This window comes from Pseudomonas sp. KCJK9000 (assembly GCF_046230725.1).
Lineage (GTDB): Bacteria > Pseudomonadota > Gammaproteobacteria > Pseudomonadales > Pseudomonadaceae > Aquipseudomonas > Aquipseudomonas promysalinigenes.
This window is the reverse complement of the sequence record NZ_JBJJLN010000032.1, coordinates 18421-41192: the sequence shown is the minus strand read 5'-3', so window position 1 is coordinate 41192 and position 22772 is coordinate 18421. Positions and strand designations below refer to the sequence as shown.

General features: G+C 63.6%; 17 protein-coding genes and 1 pseudogene. 14 read left to right on the top strand and 4 right to left on the bottom strand.

Going from position 1 to position 22772, the window contains the following annotated elements:
* The first annotated feature begins 20 nt into the window (after positions 1–20).
* From ACK59H_RS15180 to ACK59H_RS15165, 4 genes and pseudogenes are all read left to right on the top strand, one after another.
* Positions 21–2234 carry a heavy metal translocating P-type ATPase gene (locus tag ACK59H_RS15180; protein WP_371326787.1) on the top strand — a complete coding sequence of 738 codons (2214 nt, stop codon included), beginning with the start codon at positions 21–23 and terminating at the stop codon, positions 2232–2234.
* The gene (gene cueR / locus ACK59H_RS15175) at positions 2231–2635 is read left to right on the top strand and encodes a Cu(I)-responsive transcriptional regulator (protein ID WP_060479733.1); all 405 of its coding nucleotides are present in this window, start codon (positions 2231–2233) and stop codon (positions 2633–2635) included. Before ACK59H_RS15180 ends, cueR begins: the two co-directional genes overlap by 4 nt.
* A 203-nt stretch (positions 2636–2838) precedes the next feature.
* Positions 2839–3924: pseudogene (locus tag ACK59H_RS15170) on the top strand (sensor histidine kinase); the annotation flags it as partial.
* A gap of 90 nt (positions 3925–4014) precedes the next feature.
* Positions 4015–4782, top strand: a complete 768-nt coding sequence (locus ACK59H_RS15165) for a methyl-accepting chemotaxis protein (protein ID WP_409264594.1) — start codon at positions 4015–4017, stop codon at positions 4780–4782.
* Positions 4783–4840: 58 nt separating this feature from the next.
* Here ACK59H_RS15165 and ACK59H_RS15160 read toward each other — a convergent pair whose 3' ends face one another.
* Positions 4841–5620 (bottom strand): helix-turn-helix domain-containing protein, encoded by a 780-nt coding sequence (locus tag ACK59H_RS15160; RefSeq protein ID WP_060479735.1) that lies wholly within the window; start codon positions 5618–5620, stop codon positions 4841–4843.
* 52 nt (positions 5621–5672) lie between these two features.
* A complete protein-coding gene (locus ACK59H_RS15155) occupies positions 5673–6950 on the bottom strand; it encodes an acetyl-CoA C-acetyltransferase (RefSeq protein WP_060479736.1) in 1278 nt (425 codons plus the stop codon).
* A 118-nt stretch (positions 6951–7068) separates the two neighbouring features.
* Between ACK59H_RS15155 and ACK59H_RS15150 the strand changes: the two genes are divergently transcribed.
* The 8 genes from ACK59H_RS15150 to ACK59H_RS15115 all read left to right on the top strand — a co-directional run bounded on the left by ACK59H_RS15150 (position 7069) and on the right by ACK59H_RS15115 (position 13138).
* Positions 7069–8421 (top strand): 3-oxoacyl-ACP reductase, encoded by a 1353-nt coding sequence (locus ACK59H_RS15150; RefSeq protein WP_060479737.1) that lies wholly within the window; start codon positions 7069–7071, stop codon positions 8419–8421.
* A 2-nt stretch (positions 8422–8423) separates the two neighbouring features.
* Entirely contained in the window at positions 8424–9275 is an 852-nt protein-coding gene (locus ACK59H_RS15145; RefSeq protein ID WP_060479738.1) for a MaoC/PaaZ C-terminal domain-containing protein, read from the top strand.
* A gap of 65 nt (positions 9276–9340) precedes the next feature.
* Positions 9341–9646 (top strand): MazG-like family protein, encoded by a 306-nt coding sequence (locus tag ACK59H_RS15140; RefSeq protein WP_060479739.1) that lies wholly within the window; start codon positions 9341–9343, stop codon positions 9644–9646.
* The gene (locus tag ACK59H_RS15135; RefSeq protein WP_060479740.1) at positions 9643–10392 is read left to right on the top strand and encodes a methyltransferase domain-containing protein; all 750 of its coding nucleotides are present in this window, start codon (positions 9643–9645) and stop codon (positions 10390–10392) included. The genes ACK59H_RS15140 and ACK59H_RS15135 overlap by 4 nt, the downstream gene beginning before the upstream one ends.
* A 23-nt stretch (positions 10393–10415) precedes the next feature.
* Positions 10416–11048, top strand: a complete 633-nt coding sequence (locus ACK59H_RS15130) for a DUF4136 domain-containing protein (RefSeq protein WP_060479741.1) — start codon at positions 10416–10418, stop codon at positions 11046–11048.
* A 19-nt stretch (positions 11049–11067) separates the two neighbouring features.
* Positions 11068–11637: a DUF4136 domain-containing protein gene (locus ACK59H_RS15125; protein ID WP_060479742.1), complete on the top strand. Its 570-nt coding sequence runs from the start codon at positions 11068–11070 to the stop codon at positions 11635–11637.
* Positions 11638–11767: 130 nt separating this feature from the next.
* Positions 11768–12238, top strand: coding sequence for an A24 family peptidase (locus ACK59H_RS15120; RefSeq protein WP_060479743.1), 471 nt, complete (start codon positions 11768–11770; stop codon positions 12236–12238).
* A gap of 108 nt (positions 12239–12346) precedes the next feature.
* Positions 12347–13138, top strand: a complete 792-nt coding sequence (locus ACK59H_RS15115; RefSeq protein WP_060479744.1) for a response regulator transcription factor — start codon at positions 12347–12349, stop codon at positions 13136–13138.
* 6 nt (positions 13139–13144) lie between these two features.
* Here the strand turns inward: ACK59H_RS15115 and pbpC are convergent, their stop codons facing one another.
* A complete protein-coding gene (gene pbpC, locus ACK59H_RS15110; protein ID WP_060479745.1) occupies positions 13145–15499 on the bottom strand; it encodes a peptidoglycan glycosyltransferase PbpC in 2355 nt (784 codons plus the stop codon).
* Between the two features lie 77 nt (positions 15500–15576).
* Here pbpC and ACK59H_RS15105 point away from each other — a divergent pair, with 77 nt between their 5' ends.
* Positions 15577–15870, top strand: coding sequence for a hypothetical protein (locus ACK59H_RS15105; RefSeq protein WP_012316393.1), 294 nt, complete (start codon positions 15577–15579; stop codon positions 15868–15870).
* Positions 15871–15928: 58 nt separating this feature from the next.
* Here the strand turns inward: ACK59H_RS15105 and ACK59H_RS15100 are convergent, their stop codons facing one another.
* The gene (locus ACK59H_RS15100; protein ID WP_409264591.1) at positions 15929–20830 is read right to left on the bottom strand and encodes an alpha-2-macroglobulin family protein; all 4902 of its coding nucleotides are present in this window, start codon (positions 20828–20830) and stop codon (positions 15929–15931) included.
* Between the two features lie 155 nt (positions 20831–20985).
* Here ACK59H_RS15100 and ACK59H_RS15095 point away from each other — a divergent pair, with 155 nt between their 5' ends.
* Positions 20986–22323, top strand: coding sequence for an MATE family efflux transporter (locus ACK59H_RS15095; protein WP_060479747.1), 1338 nt, complete (start codon positions 20986–20988; stop codon positions 22321–22323).
* Positions 22324–22772: the final 449 nt, after the last annotated feature.

The following is a 22772-nucleotide window of genomic DNA, read 5'->3' as shown; positions in this document are numbered from 1 at the left end:
CCCTGCCGAGGAGCAAAGCCATGCCCGCCACCACACTGCCAAGCCGAACCGTGGAACTACAGATCACCGGTATGACCTGCGCCAGCTGCGTCGGCCGGGTCGAGCGAACATTGGGCAAGCTACCAGGGGTCGAACAGGTTAGCGTCAACCTGGCCAATGAACGGGCTCATCTGCAAGTGCAGCAGGCGGTCGACGATGCGCTGTTGATCAGCGCCGTCGAAAAAGCCGGCTACAGCGCCAGCCTGCCACAACCCACGGAAAGTGCCCGGCAAGACGCCCAGTGGCGGCTGCGCAACGAACGCCTGGCCGTCGTGGCCGCCTTGCTGCTGGCACTGCCGTTGGTCTTGCCCATGCTAGTGCAGCCGTTCGGCCTGCACTGGATGCTACCTGCCTGGGCGCAATTGGCCCTGGCCACACCCGTGCAATTCATACTCGGCGCACGCTTTTACCAGGCCGCCTATAAAGCTGTGCGCGCCGGTGCTGGCAACATGGATCTGCTAGTGGCCTTGGGCACCAGCGCAGGTTACGGCCTGAGCCTGTACCAGTGGGCCACGGCCCCGGTCGGCACAGCCCCGCACCTGTATTTCGAAGCGTCGGCGGTGGTGATAGCCCTGGTATTGCTGGGCAAGTACCTTGAAAGCCGCGCCAAGCGCCAGACCGCCAGTGCCATCCGCGCGCTGGAGGCATTGCGCCCGGAACGCGCCTTGCGGGTGGTTGATGGCCACGAAGAGGAAGTTGCGATCAGCGCGCTACGCCTGGACGATCGGGTGCTGGTCAAACCCGGCGAGCGCTTCCCGGTCGACGGTACCGTCGAAGAAGGCAGCAGCCACGCTGACGAAGCGCTGATCAGTGGCGAGAGCCTACCGGTGGCCAAACAACCCGGCGACCGCGTCACTGGCGGAGCCATCAACGGCGAAGGCCGGCTGCTGATTCGCACCGAGGCGCTAGGCGCGCAGACCGTGCTGGCCCGCATCATCCGCCTGGTTGAAGACGCACAAGCGGCCAAAGCGCCGATCCAGAAGCTGGTCGACCGGGTCAGCCAAGTGTTCGTCCCTGCGGTGCTGGTGCTGGCAGTAATCACCTTAATCGGCTGGTGGCTGGCCGGCGCGCCAGTGGAGACGGCGTTGATCAATGCTGTCGCCGTACTGGTGATCGCCTGCCCCTGTGCCCTGGGCCTGGCCACGCCGGCTGCGATCATGGCCGGAACGGGCGTCGCGGCGCGCCACGGCATTCTAATCAAGGATGCCGAAGCGCTGGAGCGCGCCCATGCAGTGAACCGCGTGGTGTTCGACAAGACCGGGACTCTCACCTCCGGCAGCCCGCGGGTCGTTCACAGCCAGGCGCTGGGGATCGACAACGCCGAATTCATGCGCCTGGCCGGCGCCCTGCAGCGGGGCAGCGAACACCCCCTGGCCAAGGCGGTGCTGGCTGTTTGCACCGAGCAGGGCCTGGACGTGCCTGAAGTGACCGATAGCCTCTCACTCACCGGCCGCGGCATTGCCGGTTTCGTACGGGGCCGCGCGTTGGCGCTTGGCAACCGCCGCCTGCTCGATGAAAGCGGCCTACAACCTGGCGAGTTGGCGAGCAATGCACAAGCCTGGGAAGCCGAGGGGCGCACGCTGTCCTGGCTGATTGAGCAGGGTGAGGCGCCACGCGTACTCGGCCTGCTGGCGTTCGGCGACAGCCTCAAGCCCGGCGCCGAGCAAGCCATCGCTGCACTGCACGCCCGCCATATCAGCAGCCACTTGTTGACCGGCGACAACCACGGCAGCGCCAAGGCGGTGGCTAACGCCCTCGGTATCGATGATGTGCACGCCCAAATGCTGCCGGCCGATAAGACCGCCACCGTAGCTGCGCTGAAAAAGGACGGGGTGGTGGCCATGGTCGGCGACGGTATCAACGATGCCCCGGCCCTGGCCGCTGCCGACATCGGCATCGCCATGGGCGGTGGTACTGACGTGGCCATGCAGGCTGCGGGCATCACGCTGATGCGGGGTGACCCGCGGCTGGTCCCGGCTGCGCTGGAAATCAGCCGCAAGACCTACGCGAAAATCCGTCAGAACCTATTCTGGGCCTTCATCTATAACCTGATCGGCATCCCCTTGGCCGCACTGGGTTACCTCAACCCGGTCATGGCCGGGGCTGCCATGGCGCTGTCCAGCGTCAGCGTGGTCAGCAATGCCCTGTGGTTGAAAACCTGGGCACCCACCAGCAGCGCCGAGGAGGCCCGATGAACATTGGCCAGGCGGCCCGCCGCAGCGGGCTCAGCACTAAGATGATCCGCTATTACGAGGCCATTGGTTTACTCAAACCGGCCACGCGCAGTGACAGCGGCTACCGCGTTTACCAGGCCGAAGACCTGCATAGCCTGGCGTTCATCAAGCGCTCCCGCGACCTGGGGTTTTCTTTGGATGAAGTGGGCAAGTTGCTGACTCTGTGGCAGGACCGCGGGCGCGCCAGTGCCGATGTCAAGGCCCTGGCCACGCGGCACATCGATGAGCTGAACCGGCGCATCGAGGAGTTGGTGAGTCTGCGTGACACGCTGGGGGACCTGGTTGCCCACTGCCAGGGAGACGATCGACCGGATTGCCCCATTCTCAAGGACCTGGCCAAAAACGCGGGCTGCTGCCATTGAGGAGCTTGGTTCGCACTTCACGGCATGGGGAGGCGACAGCGTCATAATTGTTTGGTATGCCATATTAGCCTGCCGCCGACCGAATCGTCGTCAAATGCGACTTCGCCCAATAAATACGGGCGTCTGGCCTAATTTTTCCCTGGGTGCTGCCGATGTAGTTGCTACCTGCCTCGCGTGCAAAAAACAAAACCCCGGGAGCGTCGATGAACATCAAACAAAAACTGACTTGGGCCTTCGCGGTGATCGCGGGCTTGCCCATCGTCCTGGTAGCCACCCTGGTGGTCCTCAACCTGCGCGGCGAAGCCCGCGACGGTTTCCTCGACAGCAGCAGCCGGGAAATCCGTCAGGTCAGCAATGCGATGAACATCTTCTTCCAGGGCATCGACCAGAATGTCGCCTACCTGGCCTCGCAGCCGATGGTGGCGGCCACCGGCACCAACCTGAACAAGTACATGAGCGCCACCCCGTCCAACGAACTGGGTGAACAGGATCAGCAGCTCATGGACTTCTTCACCCGTCTGGCAGAGTCTCACCCAGGCTATGCCTATGTTTCCTACGGCGTGAGTGATGGCGGCTATGTGTGCTGGCCAGCCGGGCAGAAGTTCGTCAACTACGACCCGCGCCAGCGCCCGTGGTATCAGCAGGCCATGGCCAACCCCGGCAAGACCGTACGTACTGGCGCCTACTACTGGGCTGCCGACGATGCGGTGCTGATCAGCACCGTACGCGCCGTACCCAACCAGCTCGGCAACCCAGGCGGGGTGGTCAACATCGATGTTTCGCTCAAGGGCCTGACCGAGATCGTGAAACAGATCAAGTTGGGTGAAAGCGGGTACCTGATGCTGGTGGAAAGCAACGGCAATGTCATGGTCGACCCCCGCGATGCCAGCCACAACTTCAAGCAGCTGGGCAGCTTCGGTGATGGCTATGCCGAGCTGGCCAAGGCCGGCAAAGGTCTGGTCGAGGTGCAGATCAACGGTGAGCGCTACATGGCCAACGTCTACCCGGACGAGAAACTGGGCTGGACCTTCATCGGCCTGATCCAGCAAAGCGAAGTGATGCAGACCACCACACGCCTGACCTGGCTGATCGGGGCTATCGCGCTGGTGCTGGCAGCCGTGTTCGCCGTGCTGGGCGCGGCGTTCGCCAAACTGATCGTGCGCCCGATCAACAGCGTCACCAGCGGCCTGGAAGACATTGCCCAAGGCGAAGGCGACCTGACCCGCAACCTCGACGTGCGTGGGCGCGACGAAACTGCGCAACTGGCGAACTGGTTCAACCAGTTCCTTGGCGCCATCCGTAGCCTGATCCAGCACATCGGCTCAGCCGCCAGTAAAATCCTCAGCACCTCCACCAGCTCGACCCAGGTTTCCAGCGACATGGCCGAGGCCGCCGGGCGCCAGCGTGAAGCCGTGGACATGGTCTCCACTGCATTCCACGAGATGGTCGCAACCGCCAACGAAGTGGCCCGTTCGTGCAGCCAGGCTGCGCAATCGGCCGATAGCGGCCAGCAGCAGGCCCGTGAAGGGCAGCAACAGATCGACGCGGCAGTCAGCAGCGTGGACCGCCTCAGCCAGGAGATCGAACAGTCGGCCCAGTCGATCCAGCAACTGGAGCGCGACAGTAACGCCATTCAGTCCATCCTCGGCACGATTCGCTCGATTGCCGAGCAAACCAACCTGCTGGCGCTGAACGCCGCCATCGAGGCGGCCCGCGCGGGTGAACAGGGCCGTGGTTTTGCCGTGGTGGCCGATGAAGTTAGGGCGCTGGCCAAACGCACCGCTGACTCGACCGCCGAAATCGATGGCTTGTTGGGCAACCTGGCCAGCCGCACGGCAGAAGTGGCTGGGCAGATGCATGCCAGCCTGGAGGTGTCGCAGCAGTCGGTCAGCCGCATCGGTATGGCCCGTGACAGCTTCGGGCAGATTCGCGAGTCGGTAGACATCATCCGCGACATGAACACGCAAATCGCTACGGCAGCCGAAGAACAGCACCAGGTGGCCGAGGACATCAACCGGCACATCAGCCAGATTCATGGCGACGCGCAGTTGGTAGCTGAGTTGGCCCAGGCAGCGCGCCAGGACTCCGAGAGCCTTGCCGGGCTGTCCAATGAACTGGATGCCCTGGTACGCCGCTTCCGCACCTGAGTACCGATGCCCCGGCCCTGTCGCAGGTTTACCCGCGAAAGGGCCGGGGCGGTCTACATCAAAACTTCAGTTCTCCCGGCGTCGCTCCAAACAATTGCTTGAAGGCCGCGATGTAGGCAGAGGTCGAATCATAGCCACAGCCCAGCGCCGCGTCGGTCACGCTTTGCCCCGCCTCCAGCAACGCAAGCGATGACAACAAACGCATCCGCTGGCGCCAGTTGCGAAAACTCAGGCCGGTTTCGCGCTGAAACAAACGCATCAAGGTCTTTTCCGAGCACCCTAATTTCGCCGCCCATCGTTGCAAGGTATGCGCCTTGTCCGGCTCGGCGATCAGGCTGTTACACAACGCCTGCAGGCCTGGATGGCTCGGCAAAGGCACAGAGAACCCAACCTCCGGTAACGTGCGCAGCTGGTCCAGCAATACGCTGACCAGGCGCCCTTCGGCGCTATCGCCTTCAGGGTACTCGACCGGCATCAGGCAGAACTGCTTGATCAGCTCACGGGCCAAGGGCGTCACTTCCAGTACCCGACAGTGCCCCGGCGCCCATTGGCACGCATCACGACGGATGTACAAACTACGCATCTCAGCCTGCCCGGATGCCACCACATCGTGCTCCACGCCAGCGGGTATCCAGACGCCCCACTGCGGCGGAGCGAAATAATTGCCACCGTTGGTATAAACCCCCAGTACGCCGCTGATCGCATAACAGAACTGGACCCAATCATGGCTGTGTCGCGTCGCATAGGAACCGGCGTGAAGGCTTTCGACACGCGCATAGACAGGCCGGGGCAAGTGTCCCAAGGCTGGAATAGCGCGAGGATGTCCGATCAACTGCATAGCCAATTCTTGTAGTGCCGAGCAGCCAAGCCTATCAGAGATCGCCTTCGCTTCACCGTTCGACGATAACCGTCACCCCCTGCCCGCCCGCTGCACAAATGGAAATCAGCCCGCGGCCTTTACCGGCCTTGGCCAGCAACTTCGCCAGGTTGGCTAGAATCCGCCCGCCAGTCGCTGCGAAGGGGTGCCCTGCCGCCAATGAACTGCCCTTGACGTTGAGCTTGCTGCGATCGATGCGCCCCAAGGGCGCATCCAGCCCCAACCGGTCACGGCAGTATTGGGCATCCTCCCAGGCTTTGAGGGTGCATAGCACCTGAGCGGCGAAGGCTTCATGGATTTCGTAGTAATCGAAGTCCTGCAAGGTCAGGCCATTACGCGCCAGCAGCCGCGGCACCGCGTACACCGGCGCCATCAGCAGCCCCTCTTGGCCTGTGACGAAATCCACGGCAGCGGTTTGGCCATCGACCAGATACGCCAGCACTGGCAGGCCCTGCTCTTGAGCCCACTGCTCGCTACCCAGCAGCACCATCGAAGCACCATCGGTCAATGGCGTGGAGTTGCCGGGCGTCAATGTGCCCAGGCCGCTGCGGTCGAAGGATGGCTTGAGCCTGGCCAGTTGCTCAAGGGTCAGATCGGTACGCAAATTGTTGTCACGGGCCAAGCCCAAAAAAGGCGTCAGCAGGTCATCTTGCCAACCTTCGTTGTAGGAGGCCGCCAGGTGCCGATGGCTCTGCAACGTCAGTGCGTCCTGCTCGGCGCGGTCGATGCCCCAGGTTTGCGCCATGCGCTCGCAGTGCTCGCCCATCGACAGCCCGGTGCGCGGCTCGCCGTTACGCGGCAGCTCAGGTTTGAGATGGCTCGCCCGTATTTGCAGAAACGGCTTGAGTCGCTCGGCCAAGGTTTTGCCACGGTTAGCCTGCAAGAGGATACGCCGAAGCCCTTCATTGACCCCGATCGGTGCATCGGACGTGGTATCCACGCCGCCGGCAATGCCACTGTCGATCTGCCCGAGGGCGATCTTGTTGGCCACCAGCAGCGCAGCCTCCAGGCCAGTGCCGCAGGCTTGCTGGATATCGTAGGCAGGCGTCTGCGCCGACAGACGGGAGCCGAGTACGCATTCGCGGGTCAAGTTCATGTCCCGCGAATGCTTGAGCACAGCTCCCGCCACCACTTCCCCCAATTGCAGCCCGTGCAAGCGATAACGCTCGATCAGGCCCTCCAGGGCCGCAGTCAGCATCGCCTGGTTGCTGGCGTTGGCGTAAACGCCATTGGAGCGGGCGAAGGGAATACGGTTGCCGCCCAGGATCGCGACCCGACGAGTTGAGCTCATGCGTATAGTCCTCCGTTAACCATTTGATCCGTACAGCCTAGGTGTTTTTGCCGCATTCGAACGACCTTGGCATAAAGTTGGTCCACACTTGCAAGCTTGCCTTCAGGGAGACCCGCACATGAGCGATCGCTATCTCGGCTTTGCCAACTCCAACCTCGGGCGTCGCCTGGTAGATGCCCTTGGCCTGCCGAGCCCGGCGCCGCTGGAGCGCTGGCAGGCAGGCCGCCTGCGCCCGGTTGAAGGCGCGCTGGTGCTAGGTGGCGGCCCCTTGGCAAAGCAGGTCGAAGCCATTGCCCCGCGACTGACCGACACCCTCTACAGCTTCAATGGCCAAGGCCTGCAGTCACCGCAATGGGTCGCCGGGCTTGGGCCCAAGCTCAAGGCCGTGGTGTTCGACGCCAGCCATTTGTCCGACAGCGACCAGCTCAAGCAGTTGCGCGAGTTCTTCCAGCCATTGCTGCGCAGCCTTGCCGCTTGTGCTCATGTGGTAATTCTCGGGCGCGCGCCACAGACCCTCGACGACCCGCTTGCCAGTGTCGCGCAGCGTGCCCTCGAGGGGTTCAGCCGCTCGCTGGCCAAAGAACTGCGCAACGGCGCCACCGCGCAATTGTTGTATGTGGACGAAGGCGCGGACGAGCAACTGGAGGGTGCGCTGCGCTTCTTCCTGTCGCCCAAAAGTGCTTTCATTTCGGGCCAGGTGTTGCACCTGCAGGCCTGCACTGCCCAGGTCGAAGACTGGACCCGCCCCCTCGGTGGCCGCCGCGCCCTGGTCACTGGTGCGGCACGGGGCATCGGCGCCGCCATCGCGCAAACCCTGGCACGTGATGGTGCTCAGGTAATGCTGCTGGATGTGCCGCAAGCACAGCAGGAACTCGATGCACTGGCCGCTCGCCTTGGCGGCAAGGCCCTGGGGCTGGACATCTGCGCCAGCGATGCGCCTGCCAGGCTGCTCGAAGCGCTGCCCGAGGGCATCGATATCGTGGTGCACAATGCTGGCATCACCCGCGACAAGACCCTCGCCAACATGACCCCGGAGTACTGGGATGCGGTGATGGCGGTTAACCTCAAGGCCCCGCAACTGCTGACCAAGGCTTTGCATGACGCAGGCGCGTTGGGCGATAACGCGCGGATCACCCTGCTGGCGTCGGTCAGCGGCATCGCCGGCAACCGCGGCCAGGCAAACTATGCCGCGAGCAAGGCCGGCCTGATCGGTTTTGCGCAAGCCTGGGCCGCCAAGCTCGCCGAGCACGGCAGCAGTATCAATGCCGTGGCGCCGGGTTTCATCGAAACCCACATGACCGCAGCCATGCCCATTGGCCTGCGCGAGGCCGGGCGGCGCCTGAGCTCACTGGGCCAGGGTGGGCGCCCGCAGGACGTCGCCGAAGCCATCGCCTGGCTCAGCCAGCCAGGCTCCGGCGCGGTCAACGGCCAAGTGCTGCGCGTTTGCGGCCAAGCTTTGATGGGGGCTTGAACATGAGCCGGCAATGGCAGGACCTGCACAGCCCCGACTCACGCGCCAGCCTCTACCTGCGCGCTGCCAGCAAACGCAAGATCAGTGGCCATGCCCTGCCCACTGGCGGCCTGCGCAGCCTGATCCACGTACAGCCCGGCAACCTTGAAGCCTACCGCAGGCTCTGCCACTTCACAGATGACGGCCGTTTGCCCGCCACCTACCCCCACGTGATGGCGTTCACCCTGCAATTGCAATTGCTCACCAGCCACGACTTCCCTTTCCCTTTGCTCGGGCTTGTCCATTTGCACAACCGTATCGACGTGCTGCGCCCGCTGGGTGGCATCGACGAGCTGCGTTTTGCGGTGTATGCCGATAACCTACAGGCCCACGCCAAGGGCGGCACCTTCGACCTTGTCACCGAGGCCGAGGATGGCCTCGGGCTGCTGTGGCGCGAGACCAGCCGCATGTTGGTGCGCGGCCTGAAGCTCGATGGCCAGGCAGACGATAGCCAGGAGCATGCCCCAAGCGCCCTGCCCCAGATGACCCGTTGGTACGCCGACACCGATATCGGCCGGCGCTACGCCAAGGTCTGCGGTGACTACAACCCGATCCATCTGAGCGCCATCAGCGCACGGCTGTTTGGCTTCCCCAAGGCCATCGCTCACGGTATGTGGAGCAGCGCCATGGCATTGGCAGCCTTGCGCACGCACATCCCCACCAGCGGTTACCGCTTCGAAGTAGCGTTCCGCAAGCCGGTGCGCCTGCCCTCGGAAGTCATCCTCTGTGCCAGCGAGGCGGGGCCCGCAGGGGAGTTGCGGCTGGACGGTCAGGGTGGATTACTGCACATGGTCGGGCGCTGGGCCGTGCTGTAACGCCTTGTTCGTACTTGCTTTGCATCGGGCCTGGGCAGAAGCTATGCAGCCTTAGGAGAGCACCGATGAACTTGCAAGAACTGACCCAACGCCTGCACCGGATTCGCGACAACAACGACTGGCGCGGCTTTCATAGCCCGAAGAACCTGGCCATGGCCGCCAGCGTCGAAATGGCAGAACTGGTGGAAATCTTCCAGTGGCTGAGCGTGGAGCAATCCCGGCGATTGCCTGCCGACCAGCTGGCCCACGCAGGCCAGGAAGTGGGCGACGTGGTGCTTTATCTGTTGCTGTTGTGCAGCGAGCTGGGGCTGGATATGGAACAGGTGGTGCAGGCCAAGCTTGCCGACAGCGAAAGGCGCTTCGCCCGATGAATGACCGTCACTTCGATGAACTGGCCACGCGCTTTGCCCAGAAAATCTACGGCGGCAACAAGGGCGCGATACGCCTGGCGGTGCTGCAAGCGGACCTGGCCGAGGCGCTGCCCGATCGGCCGCTGCGGGTTCTGGACGTTGGCGCGGGGCTGGGCCATATGGCCTTGTGGCTGGCCCAGCGTGGGCACCATGTAACCCTTGCCGAGCCCGCCGCACCGATGCTCGAAGGGGCCAGGGAACGTTTCGCCGAGGCGGGCCAGCCCGCCACCTTCATCCAGGCACCCTGGCAAGCGCTGCCTGACCAACTGCACCAGCCGTATGACCTGGTGCTGTGCCACGCCGTCCTGGAATGGCTGGCCGAACCGCAAAGCATCCTGCCGGTGCTGCATCAGCTGACCGCCCCGGCAGGCTGGCTGTCGCTGGCCTTCTACAACCGCGATGCATTGGTCTATCGCAACTTGCTCAAGGGCCACCTGCGCAAATTGCGCAGCAACCGCCTGGAAGGTGAAAAGCAGAGCCTGACCCCGCAAAAACCGCTTGATCCGCGCGAGCTCAAGGCGCAACTTGAAGGCATGTGGCGCGTTCAAACCGAAAGTGGCGTGCGTGTTTTCCACGACTACATGCCTAGAGAATTTCAGGAAAAAGCCCCATTGCCCGACCTGCTGGAAATGGAACTGGCTCACCGCCGTCACCCCAGCTTCGCCGGCCTTGGCCGCTACCTGCACTGGATGTGCCGGCCCTGCTGACTGCACCCCTGCCGGAGGGATACATGCCGTACCGTCTGTTGTGCCTGGCCCTGCTGCCCCTAGCCCTGGCTGGCTGCCAGGGCAGCAACCCCTACGTGGCCAGCAGCCGCCCGCTGCCCCCTGCACCTGCACAGGCGGCCAGCACCTTCGATGCCAGCGCCTATCCGGCGGCGCCGCGCGACTACGGGCGCTATCGCAGCTGGAGCTGGCGTAATGGTCAGTTGCCCAACGGCACTGCTCAGGCAGACCCTGCGCAAATAGCCGACGCCATCAGCACAGCCCTCGATCAGCAGGGCCTTCGCCCCGCCCGGGGCGCTACCGGCGATTTGCTGGTCAGTGCTGACTTGCGCCTGGAGCGGCGCCTGCGCCAAGTCCGTGATGACTATTACGACCCTTATTACGGCCCGTACCCCTACGGCGGCGCTGGCTTTGGCGGTTACCGCAACGGTTACGGCGCCTACGGCAGCGTGCCGATCGTACGTACCTACGAGGTGGAAGTGATGGTGGTGCGTATCGACTTGTTCGATGCCCGCAATGGCCAGCCAGTGTGGAGCGCCAGCGCCGAAAGTGGCAGCGACAGAAGCTCGCCGCGCGATCGCGAGGCAGCCCTTCGCGAGTCGGTTCGTAAAGCGCTCAGCGGCTATCCTCCCAGTTAACGCCTAACGGAGAACCATCATGTTGCGCCGCTTCGTTCTACTGTCGTTCGCGTTGGTGCTCGCCGCCTGCTCAAGCAACAATGTTCAGCAGGATTTCGACGCCAGCCGCGATTTCGCTGCCTACCGCAGCTGGGCCTGGCAGGAGCCGGGCTTGCAATACCGCCCTGACGACCCACGCATCAAGAGTGACCTGACCGAGCAACGCATTCGCACAGCCGTTGCCGACCAGCTTGACCAGCGTGGCCTGCGCCCTGCCCAGGGCACCGCCAAGGCCGACCTCACCGTACGCGCCTACCTGATCGTCGAGCAGCGCCAGCAGCAGATCACCACCAACTATGGCGGCGGCTGGGGAGGCTACTGGAATGGCTACTGGGGCGGCCCGATGTACAACGAAACCCGCAGCGTCGATTACAAGGTCGCGACCATCCAAATCGACCTGTTCGATGGCCGCGACGGCAAGCTGGTCTGGCGTGGCAGCGCAGAACAGATCATGAACAACTACCCACCTGGCCCCGAAGAGCGCAACAACGCGATCCAGAAGACCGTCGCTCAAGTGCTTGGCAACTACCCACCTGGTCGTGTCAGGTAAGCCAGCCGCCCTGCTGTGCCTTCGCACTTTTTGCATGCCCACCCTGCCCGTTCGTCAGATCGCGTCTACCCTGTCTAGGAAACCTGACTGAACGGGTAGAAGTGTTCAACGAACGGGAAGGCGCCTGCCGATGCAAAGCATTGTTCTTCTGATGTGGCTTGCCTTGTGCACTGAACAAGATATCCGCGAGCGCCAGATCGCCAACGTGCTGACCTTGGGTTTCGCCACAGGCGCCCTGGTCTGGCTGTTCGCGACCGGCCACACCTGGATCGGCGCCGAAGCCAGCGATGCAGGCTGGGCACTGGCCATCGTCATGCTGTTGACCCTACCTGGCTACATGCTGGGCCGGTTCGGCGCCGACGACGTCAAGCTGATGGGCGCTCTGGCTGTGGCAACCAGCCCGCAATATGTGCTCGGCACGTTCATCGGCGCTGGCGTCAGCGTGGTGCTGTGGCTAATGACCCGCAAACGCCTATGGGCACTGCTCAATCCCAAGGTAAAAAGACGCTTGACCGCCCTCACTGAAGAGATGGGCGACAGGCAAGCCTTCGTGCCGTATGTCCTGACAGGTTTCATGCTGACAGCTATATGGATCCAATAATCCAGCCTGTTGTCCGATAACTTGTACAAGCCTTGTACAGAATCGCTGGCAGCGTCTATTTTTTAACCTGCCAAAGCGCTAGGCCCGGGATCAGGGCCGCCCACGAACATGGAGTTGATCGTGACCAAGTCATTCAGTGAGGTAAAAGTTTTAGTTGTCGATGACCAGCCACTGATCGTTGAACAGTTGAGCGAGTTTCTCGAGGTTCAGGGTTACCAATGCGTAACGGCCCATTCGACCGATGAGGCCATCGTGCGCTTCACTGCCGATGAAGCCATTGGCCTGGTGTTGTGCGACCTGCACATGCCGGATCGCGATGGCATCGAGCTGGTTCATGCCTTGAAGGACATAGGCGGACGCCAGCGTATTTTCGAGGCCATCATGCTCACCGGGCGCGCCGACAAACAGGACGTTATCCGCGCCCTGCGCGAAGGCTTTGCCGATTACTACCAAAAGCCCATGGACTTGGACGAGTTGCTCGAAGGTGTGCGGCGCCTGGAACGCATGCTGCTCGAACGCAAGGCCAACCTTCAGGACCTGGGCACTTTGAACCAACGCTTGCAAGATCTGGCCGGCTCCATCGACGAGCTTTACCAGGACCTGGAAAAGGCGCGTGGCCAGGGCGTGCACCGCCGCGCCACGGATGCTGTCGATGAGCCCGACGGCGAGCTCCCAGCGGCGTTCGAGAAACTCTCGCCACGGCAACTGGAAGTTGCCAGGCTGGTCAGCAAGGGCAAGACCAATTACCAGATTGCCTGTGAACTGGGGATTACCGAAAACACCGTGAAGCTCTATGTGTCCCAGGTGCTACGTTTGACCCATATGCACAACCGCACCCAATTGGCATTAGCGTTGACGCCAAGTTCCTCGCCTGTTCATCAGCGCTTCACAACCCACTAGGGCAGCTCACTCGGTGACCTGAAACGCCACCCGGGCAGTTTCTCCGCTCTCGTCCAACGCGCTGAGCTCGAACTGCCCGGCCTGGTCGAAGCGCACCAGCATGCTGTCCTGCCCTTCGCTCTGCCCCAGCGGTTGGCCGTTGAGGAACCACCAGCGCCGGCCACCGCCGCCTAGGGCAGACACATGTAACTGCAGGGGCTCGCTGCTGGTGGCAGGGCGGCGCAGGTTATCACCGGGGCGCACGCCGACGATGGACAGCGGCGGCGCGCTGGCCGGCACCTGAGGTGGGCAGCTAGGGTCCACCGCCGGCAAGCGAGCCGCACGCCGTTCAACCCGTGGCAACCATGGCTCGAGCGGCGCAGGCCACAATGCGATGTCCAGTGTATTGGCGCCTTGGCAACTCCCATCCACCCGCAAGCCTTGGGGGTTGACCCATATCCGCTCGCGCAGCCCAAGCCCTAGAGGCTGATCGGCCGCCTGCAAGGTCGGCGGGGTGGTGCCATCGAGGGTCCAGGCAAAGCGTTGCCGGCGGCAATTAGGATCTTGTCGGTTCATGGGCTGGCCCAGCGGCCAGCAGATTGCCGCCACCCCGACACTGGCGGGCACACGCTCCACCGGGACGCGAATGCCTCGTTGGCTATCGCGGTTGCTCAGCAAATCATGCACCTGCAGCATCAATGGGGCCGCCGAAGCCAGGCCGAACTGCCCAGGCACCGGCGTGCCATCGGGGCGGCCGATCCACACGCCAATCAGGTAACGCGGCCCTACGCCAATGGACCAGGCATCGCGAAAGCCGTAGCTGGTGCCGGTCTTCCAGGCCAGTTGCGGGCGCTGCACCAGCTCGGCATGGGGGTCGCGATCAGGCCTCGCCTGGCCACTGAGGATGCGCCGGATAATCCAGGCTGCCCCAGGTGACATCAACCGCCGCTCCAGCAGTGGGGCCTGAGGTTGTAGGCGGATCTGCGCGCTGTTGCCCCCACGGGCCAGCGCTGCATAACCGCCCACCAAATCCTCCAGCCGGCTGCCTGCACCACCCAGAATCAACGCCAGGTTAGGCTCGGCCAGCGGCGGCAGCGTCAGGGGCACCCCAGCCATGCGCAACCGTGCGGCGAAGCGCTTGGGCCCGTAGGCTTCGAGCAGCTGCACCGCCGGCAGGTTGAGCGACAGCGCCAGTGCCGAGCTTGCCGACACCGGGCCACTGAAGCCCATCGAGAAATTGCCGGGGCGGTAATCACCGTAACGCCGCGGCACATCCTGCAGCAGTGATTCGGAGTGGATCAGGCCATCATCCAGGGCCAGGCCATAGAGAAACGGCTTGAGTGTCGAACCTGGCGAGCGCAACGCGCGAACCATATCGACATGGCCATAACGGCGCGCGTCGCTCAGATCGACCGAGCCCAAGTACGCGCGCACCGCCATGGTCTGCGCTTCGACCACCACAATGGCGGCAGAGGTACGCTCCGGCAGCCGCGCGCGCCAACCCAGCAGCAGGTCTTCCAGGCGCCGCTGCAGCGAGGCGTCCAGGGTTGTGCGAATCAGCGTCGGGCTGTTCGGGCCGTTCAGCCTACGCGCCAGCAAAGGTGCCAGCGCAGGCTCCTGACGCGGGGCGAGTAGCAGTGGCTCCTCGGCAGCTTCCTGAATCTGTCGTGACGGCCAGACCCTGTATTCATCCAGGCGCTGCAGCACCTTGTCGCGGGCACGCTGGGCTCGAGCCGGATGACGGTCAGGCCGCAAGCGGCTTGGCGCCTGCGGCAATACGGCCAGCAACGCGGCCTCAGCCGGCGTGAGGTGTTGCGGGGACTTGCCCAAGTAAGCCCAACTGGCTGCGGCAACACCTTGCAAGGTCCCACCGAATGGGGCGCGGTTGAGGTAGAGCTGCAGTATCTCGCGCTTGGACAGGTGCCACTCCAACTGCGCGGTACGCCATAGCTGGCGCAGCTTACCCCCTAAGGTGCGGTCGTGTGGGTCGAGCAGGCGTGCCACTTGCATCGACAGCGTACTGCCGCCAGATACCACACGGCCGCCGCGCAGGTTAAGCCAGGCCGCCCGCGCCAGAGCCAGCGGGTTGACCCCCGGATGCTGGTAGAACCAGCGGTCTTCGTAGGTCAGCAAAGCCTGCAGATACAGCGGCGAAACCTCCTCCGGGGTGACTGGGTAGCGCCACACGCCATCGGCATCAGCGAACCGCCATAGCGGCGTGCCGTCCTCTGCCAGCACTACCCGTGCCAGGTCGTTGCCCGGCATTGGCAATGGCCAGATGCGATCAGCCAGCCATAACAGGCCGGCCAGCAGCAATAAGCTGACCACAGCTACACGCAAAAGCCGCCGCGCTTGGGTAGCTGGCCGCGCTAAGCTTGGCATCGGGAACCGACCTGGCCAGCTGATGGCCAAAGGTTTGGAAGCGGCAACAGCGCCAATTCGTTCATCAGGAAGCAACTATGCATGTAGAAGGTTTTTTCGAGTGGCTCGGCCAGGCACTGGGGTCGTTGATCCGCTTCATCGTCGACGCCTTGAGCGGCCTGTTCAACCTGCTGGCAAACGCCGGGGGCAATTTCATCGACGGCCTGGCACGCACGCTGGGCATGGATACTTCACTTGTCAGCATCCTCGCCCTGATCGTCGGCTTGTTGCTGCTGTACTCGGCCATCCGCGCCTTCATGCGTGCCTCGATCATTCTGGGCATCATCTGGCTGGTGCTGGGGCTCTGGGTGATGAGCTGGGTCATACACTGATTGCTCTGGCTGCGCTGCACCGACCTTGAGGGGCGCCCTCAAGGTCGGTGCAGGATGCTCAACGCGCCTTAACCGTCATCTCTGCTTGCGCGTCCCCCAGCGCCTGCAGGTTAGGCCGGTACATCGACTCCACCTGCGGCGGCGGCACCCGGTAGGTGCCTGGAGTCACAGCCCGCGCCAGGTACAGCAGGTGCGTGGTGCCATAGCCATCGAGTTTGAGCGCGGCGACGTAACGATCATCACGGTACTCTTGATGCACCACGCTGGCGTTCTGCATCGACTCGCGCCATTGCTTCACCGCACTGCTGGCGTTGTCCAGGCTGGCAGCGCTTTGCGCAAGGTTCTGGTTTTCAAGCTCTAGCCCAGCAGGCAGCAGGTCGACCACCAGGGCATCGGGCACCCGTTCGCTGGCCTTGAGGGCCAAGTGCACCAGAACCAGGTCGCCGCTGCGCAGGTTGCGCAGGTCCAGCGCCTGGCCATTCATGCCCAGATACTCTCTGCGAATCTCCATGCCGTTGCTGGTCGCAGCGCTCGCCTGGCGTGGATAACCGGAAAGGGTCAGTTGCTGGTAGAGCGTTTCACTGCCTTCGTTCTGCACGGTCAGCGGTGAAGCAAGCAACGGCCCTTCAAGCTGCATGCCCGAGTCGGTTTCATTGAACTCGCGCACTTCCCCAGCACTGTCCAGGCGCGCCTTCCAAGGCGCTTGGGGTTTGCCCAGCAGGCCACGGCCGGCCAGGAACAGGGCATTACGTTCCTGGGTCGACAACCAGCGGTTGGCGGCCAGTTCGTCAGACAGCGCGAACAGCCGCTGATCGACCTGGTTACTGGCCAATTTGCTCTCCTGCAGCAGCGCCAGGATCAGCGCTTGGTCGCGCAGGTTGCTGCCGTAGTCTGCCAGCCATCCTTTGCTGCGACTGATACCCAAGCCTGCCTGCAACGCCTGCTCGGCGCGCGGCTGGTCGCCCATGCCATTGAGCGCCACCGCCAGTTGCACCAGCGGCAGGCCGGAGCGTGCATCAGCGCGGCGCTCGAACAGGCTGCGCAAGGCTCCCAGCGGCGCCTGCTGGCTGCGCGAGAGGACCAGTGCGGCGTAGGCTTGCACGGCAAAACGTGTGTGCTCGGCGTTTTCGCTGTAGTCCACTTCGATCAGGTTACGCTCCTGCAGGTAGCGCAGCAGCCGTTCGTTGGCCTTCTTCAACGCCTCGGCCGGCACGCCATAGCCTTGGTCACGGGCCCGCAGGAGGAAGTCTGTGACATAAGCGGTCAGCCAGTATTCTTCCTCGCCATCGGAGCTCCACAAACCGAAGCTGCCGTTGTAACGCTGCATGCCCAACAGGTGCTCGATACCCATCTCGATCTTGCGCTTGCGCACCGCAGCCGGTTCGCCTTTGATGCCCAGCCGTTTGAGGCTTTGCGCATCGGCATACAGCGAGGGATACAAACCGCTGGTGGTCTGCTCCAGGCATCCATAGGGGTAGGCTTCGAGGGCACGGATCTGCTCGGCCAGGTTCAGCGGCGGGCGGCTCGACAGCGCAAGGCTGGCTTCAAGGCCAGCAGGCTCGAAGGCGGCCAGATCACCTTCGGGCAGCGTCCAAGGCTGGTCCTTGAGCGCTACGCGGTAATGCTTGAGCATTGCCGGGTACGCCGGACGCACACCCAGGGTCCATTCTCGCTCGAAGGTGTTCACCGGTTCCTGCGCCAGTTGCAGGCCGTTGACCTGCACCCGCACCTTGCCCTGCCCCAGGCCACCCTCGGCCTGTACCGGAATCAGCAGCGTACGGCGCTGGCCCTCGGCCAGCGCGATATCCTGTTCGGCACTGGCCGTCAGGGTCAGTTGGCCTTCGGTACTGATCTGCACATGCAATTGCTGGGCACGGCCCGACAGGTTGGCCAGGTCGAGCGCCAGGCTGGTGCGGTCACCGCCAGCCAGAAAGCGCGGCGCCGACAGTTCGGCAATCAGCGGGGCGGCCACCACGGTCTTGCTTTCGGCCATGCCAAAATGCTCATCGGTCCAGGCCTGGGCCATCAGCCGCAACTCGCCGTTGAAGTCGGGAATGTCTAGCCTGGCCTCCCCTTCGCCCTGGGCGTTGAGGGTCACTGGCAGGCTTTGCTGGGCAACGATGGTGACGGTGGTATTGGGGCGCTTGCCGCCTTTGGCCAATGCCGCATCACCCCCGAATGCCAGGCTGGCCAGACGGCCCTGGCCGGCTTCGATCAACTGCCCATAGATGTCCAGCTGATCGGCGCCGTAGGCCTTGCGCCCGAACAGGCTGGCGAAAGGGTCCGGGGTTTTGAAGTCAGTGATGTTGAGGATACCTACGTCCACCGCCGAGACCAGCACATGGGCCTGTTTGGGCACACTGCCATCGGCATTGGTGGCTTTGATCTTCACGGTCAGGGGTTGCTTGGGGCGCATTTTCTCCGGCGCCTGCAGGCTGACGGCCAGCTTGCGCTCAGCCCGCGCCAGCGGCAGATGCAGCACCCCCACGGCGCGTTTGGGCGTGGCATTGGCTTTGCGCTCACCCGGGCGGATCACCAGCGCGCTGATGTACAAGTCGTGGCGCGCCCACTGTTTGTCCAGTTGCACGTCGAAGGTTTTGCCCTCGGCAGGCACGTCGATCTCCTGCCACCACAGCGGGCCATCGCTGGACTCGATCATCAGATAGCCGCTGCCGCCGGCAGGCGGGGTTACGGTGACCTTGGCGGTCTCGCCATCGGCATAGGCGGGTTTGTCCAGCGCCAGCTTCACCTGGTCGGGCCGCACGGCACCGCCTTCAGCGTTGTCCTGGGCGCGATAGCCAGCCCAGAAGCGTTCGCTGGAGACAATCCCGGTTTCGGGGTCTTGCACCTCGACACGGTACGGGCCCCACTCCACCTGGAAGCTCAACTTGGCTGTGGACCCTGCCTTGATGTCGACGGTTTGCTCGCTCTGAGTGAGGAATTTTTCGTTGTAGTTGTAGCTCCAGCCATCGCTCTGCGAGTAGTTCCAGTAGTAATCGCGGCGCTCGCGGATCAGGCGAACTTTCAGCTCGCTGGCGGCAAGCTTGTGGCCAGCGCGGTCAGCCACCAGGAACTCGAACTCAACCGGGCCATCGCTATCGGTTTGCTCCCCGTCGAACAGGCCGCGCAGGCCAGGCAAGCGCTCGGCTGGCCAGATGGGCTGTTCGAGGCGGCGAGTGATCGGTCGGCCGCCGGACTCCTGCAAGCTGGCCTGCACGGTCAATTGCAGCGGCGAACGGGCTTCGGCCCAGCGGCTTTGAATATCGAGCACGGCTTTACCGGCTTGATCGAGGGTCGCCTCGTCCAGTTCCAGGTCCTGATTCAGTTCAGTTTCGGTCACCGAGCCGAACTGGTAGCCAGGCAGCGCCGGCACCGCTTCACGCAAAGGCCGTACATAGGCCTGGCCGCTGAGGCGATTGCCAGCAGCTGGCGCACCGTAGAGGTAACGCCCGGTGACCTGGATGCGCGCATCCTCTTCGGGAGACAGCGGTGTATCGCTGCCCTTGAGTTCAAGGGCCAGGCGCTCTGGCAGGAAATCTTCGACCAAAAATTCGTACATCTGCTTGCGACCGCCGCCCAGATCCAACAGCAGCTGCCAGCGCCCGGTCGGCGCCTCCGTTGCCAGTTGCAACTGGTACTGGTAAAGGCCATTGGCGTCGGCCTCCCAGACGAACTTGCGGCTGACCTGCTCGTCCGGGCGGCGCACTTCTACATTGACCGGTTGGGCCTTGACCGGCTTGCCATCCTGATCGCGCAGCAAGCCATTGAGCAGCACCGTTTCACCCGGCCGATAGAGGTCGCGCGGCCCGAAGATGAAGAATTGCAGCGGATTGGCCTGAGGGCCGGTGATGTCGAATTCGGCCAGGTCCAGGGCGGCGGTGTTCAGGCGTAACAAGGTGGTGTGTGCACCCTGGGTGGCGATCAGCGTGTCGGCCTTGGCCGTGATCGGCAGCTGGGCATGGCCGGCACCGTCGGTCTTGGCCTGGGCCAGCAGCGCGCCTTTGTCGTCGTGCAGTTCGAGGTTGACGTCCTTGAGCGCCTTGCCGCCCTCCAGGGCCTGAGCAAAAACGTCGATGCGATCACGATAACGGTGAGCGGAGACACCGATGTCGCTCAAGGTGAACAGCGTGGCCGGCTGCGAGTAATCATAGGTACCCGAAGCCCGCATCACGGCCAGATAGACACCCGGCTCCTGCAGTGGCTTGACCCCGGCGATGGGCAAGAGCACCGTTTCGCGGGTATTGCGCGCCGGGTTGAGGTCGAAGCGGCCGCCATAGACCAGCTCGGCCATGTCGAGCAGCTCTTTGGACTGGTAAGCGTAAAGGCTGCTGTTGCGCCCCCAGTTGGCCAGGAACGGCGACAGCATCTGTGGCTTGACCCGGAAGAATTCGACATCGACCTTGGGCACGTTCAGGGCGATCACCGGCAGGCCTTCGGCCAGGCGCGTGGGCAGTAACGAGCCGCGACTGGCGAAGCCAACGGTAGGCTGCATATCGCGAGTTTCCAGGCGGCTGACCGAGTCACTTTCAAGCCGGTTGCCATTGACCGCCAGCAATCCCTTGTCGATCGTCAACACCAGTTTGCGCTGCGGCTCCAGGTGGCGCATGCGCAGCTCCATCTGGTTGTCCGAGAGTTCCCAAGCGCCGTCGACCTTGCCTTTGACGGTGTCGACCAAATGCACCTTGGCGGCGAAATCCTGTTTGGCGTCCAGGGGCGCTGAGAAGCTGACCGACAGCGTGCTGGCTCCGTCGAGCTGCACTTCGGAGACATCCAGCACGCTGAGCTGGCGCCCCTCGTAGCGTTTGGCGAGTATCGCAGGGTCCTCGCGCTTGGGCGCAGAAGGCTCTACCGCAGCGCTCGCTGCCGGCTTGTCGGCCGGCGCGGGCTGCCCCGGCGTCGAGGAATCACAGGCACTGAGCAAAGCCAGCGCGCAGGCCAGCAACAATCCTTTGTTGAACATGGAGTGGGAACTCTTCGGCAGCGTGTACGTAAGGGGAGCAACTATAGCGCAACGGCGGTCATGGCACGTTCACCGATGCGGCAAGTGAGACCGTGTTCGCGCAGATTGGTTGCCGGTCGTTACAATGCGCCGGCCCCTCATGCGCAGGAATCGTAATGTCGCCACTGACCACCGACTGGCAGCACCGGCCGACCCACCGCAAGGTCTGGGCGCTGGCCGCGCCGATGATCCTTTCCAACATTTCGGTGCCACTGGTGGCTCTGGTCGACAGCACGGTAATCGGCCATCTGCCCCACGCTCATCAGCTCGGCGCCGTGGCCGTGGGTGCCACGCTGTACACTTTCATGGTCGGCCTGTTGGGCTTTTTGCGCATGGGCGCCACGGGCTTCGCCGCCCAGGCCGCCGGGCGTGCCGACGGCGCGGCGCTGCGCCAAGTGCTGGTGCAAGGCCTGTTACTGGCTGCCGTCCTCGCCTTGCTGATCGGCCTGGTTGCGCTGCCCTTCAGTCAATTGGCGCTACACGCCATGCAGCCGAGCGAGGCGTTACAGCAGTCTACCGAGGTTTTTTTTCACACCCGGCTGCTAGGCCTTCCGGCGGCGCTGGCCAGCTACGCGCTGGTCGGCTGGTTCCTCGGCACCCAGAATGCGAGGGCCCCACTGGCTATTCTTTTGGCCACCAACCTGTTGAATATCGCTTTGAACCTGTGGTTCGTGCTGGGTTTGGACTGGGGCGTGCTGGGTTCGGCACGTGCCTCGGTGATTGCTGAGTGGTGCGCCGCCCTGCTCGGCCTAGCCCTCACCCGCCCAGCCCTGCGGGCCTACCCCGGGCAAATCGCCTGGGTTGCGCTCAAGCGCTGGCAGGCCTGGCGGCCGCTGCTGGCGGTGAACCGCGATATCTTCCTGCGCAGCCTCGCGCTGCAATTGGTGTTCCTGCTGATTACCGTGCAGGGCGCGCGCCTGGGCGAGGCTACGGTGGCCGCCAATGCCCTGTTGCTCAACGGGCTGCTGCTTACCGCCTATGCCCTGGATGGCCTGGCCCATGCAGTGGAGGCGCTGTGCGGGCACGCCATCGGTGCGCGGGATCGCCAAACCCTGCGCCGTTCACTGGTGGTGGCCTGCGGCTGGTCGCTGATCACCAGCGCGGTCTTTGCTGGCGTGTTCTTGCTGGGTGGGCACCTGTTCATCGAGCTGCAGACTGACATCGATAGCGTCCGTGCAGCGGCCTACCCGTACCTGCCGTATCTGGCGGTGTTGCCGTTGATTGCTGTATGGAGTTACTTGCTTGACGGGCTGTTCATAGGCGCAACCCGGGCGCGGGAGATGCGCAATGCGATGGTGCTGTCGGTGCTGATTGCGCTGCCCTTTGCGGTGGTCATGAGCGGGTTTGGCAACCATGGGTTGTGGTTGGCGTTCCTCGGGTTCATGGCGTTGCGGGCAGTGACGTTGGGGTGGGTTGGGTGGCGGTTGTGGCGCCGTGGTCTGTGGGTTGGTTGAGCGGGGGTATGGCGAAAGTCATGCAGCGCCAGTGAGATCGAGCGCCGCCCGCGCGGCGCATCGCGAGCTTTGCTCGCTCCTACGTTTGTTTCGGGCCAGTAACGCCTGTGGCAGGCGCGCGCGACCGCCTTGTTTGTACGACGCGATATCGCGCCATGCCCCAGAGCGTCCGCGCGCAAATCTCACTGAAAATATTGGCCCGAAACAAACGTAGGAGGTTCGGCGTTGAATTTGCACCGCCTGTGAGATCGAGCGCCGCCCGCGCGGCGCATCGCGAGCTGCGCTCGCTCCTACGCTCGTTTCGGGCCAGTAACGCCTGCGACAGGCCCGCGCGACCGCCTGGTTCGTACGACGCGATATCGCGCCATGCCCTAGAGCGTCCGCGCGCAAATCTCTCTGAAAATATTGGCCCGAAACAAACGTAGGAGGTTCGGCGTTAAATTTGCACC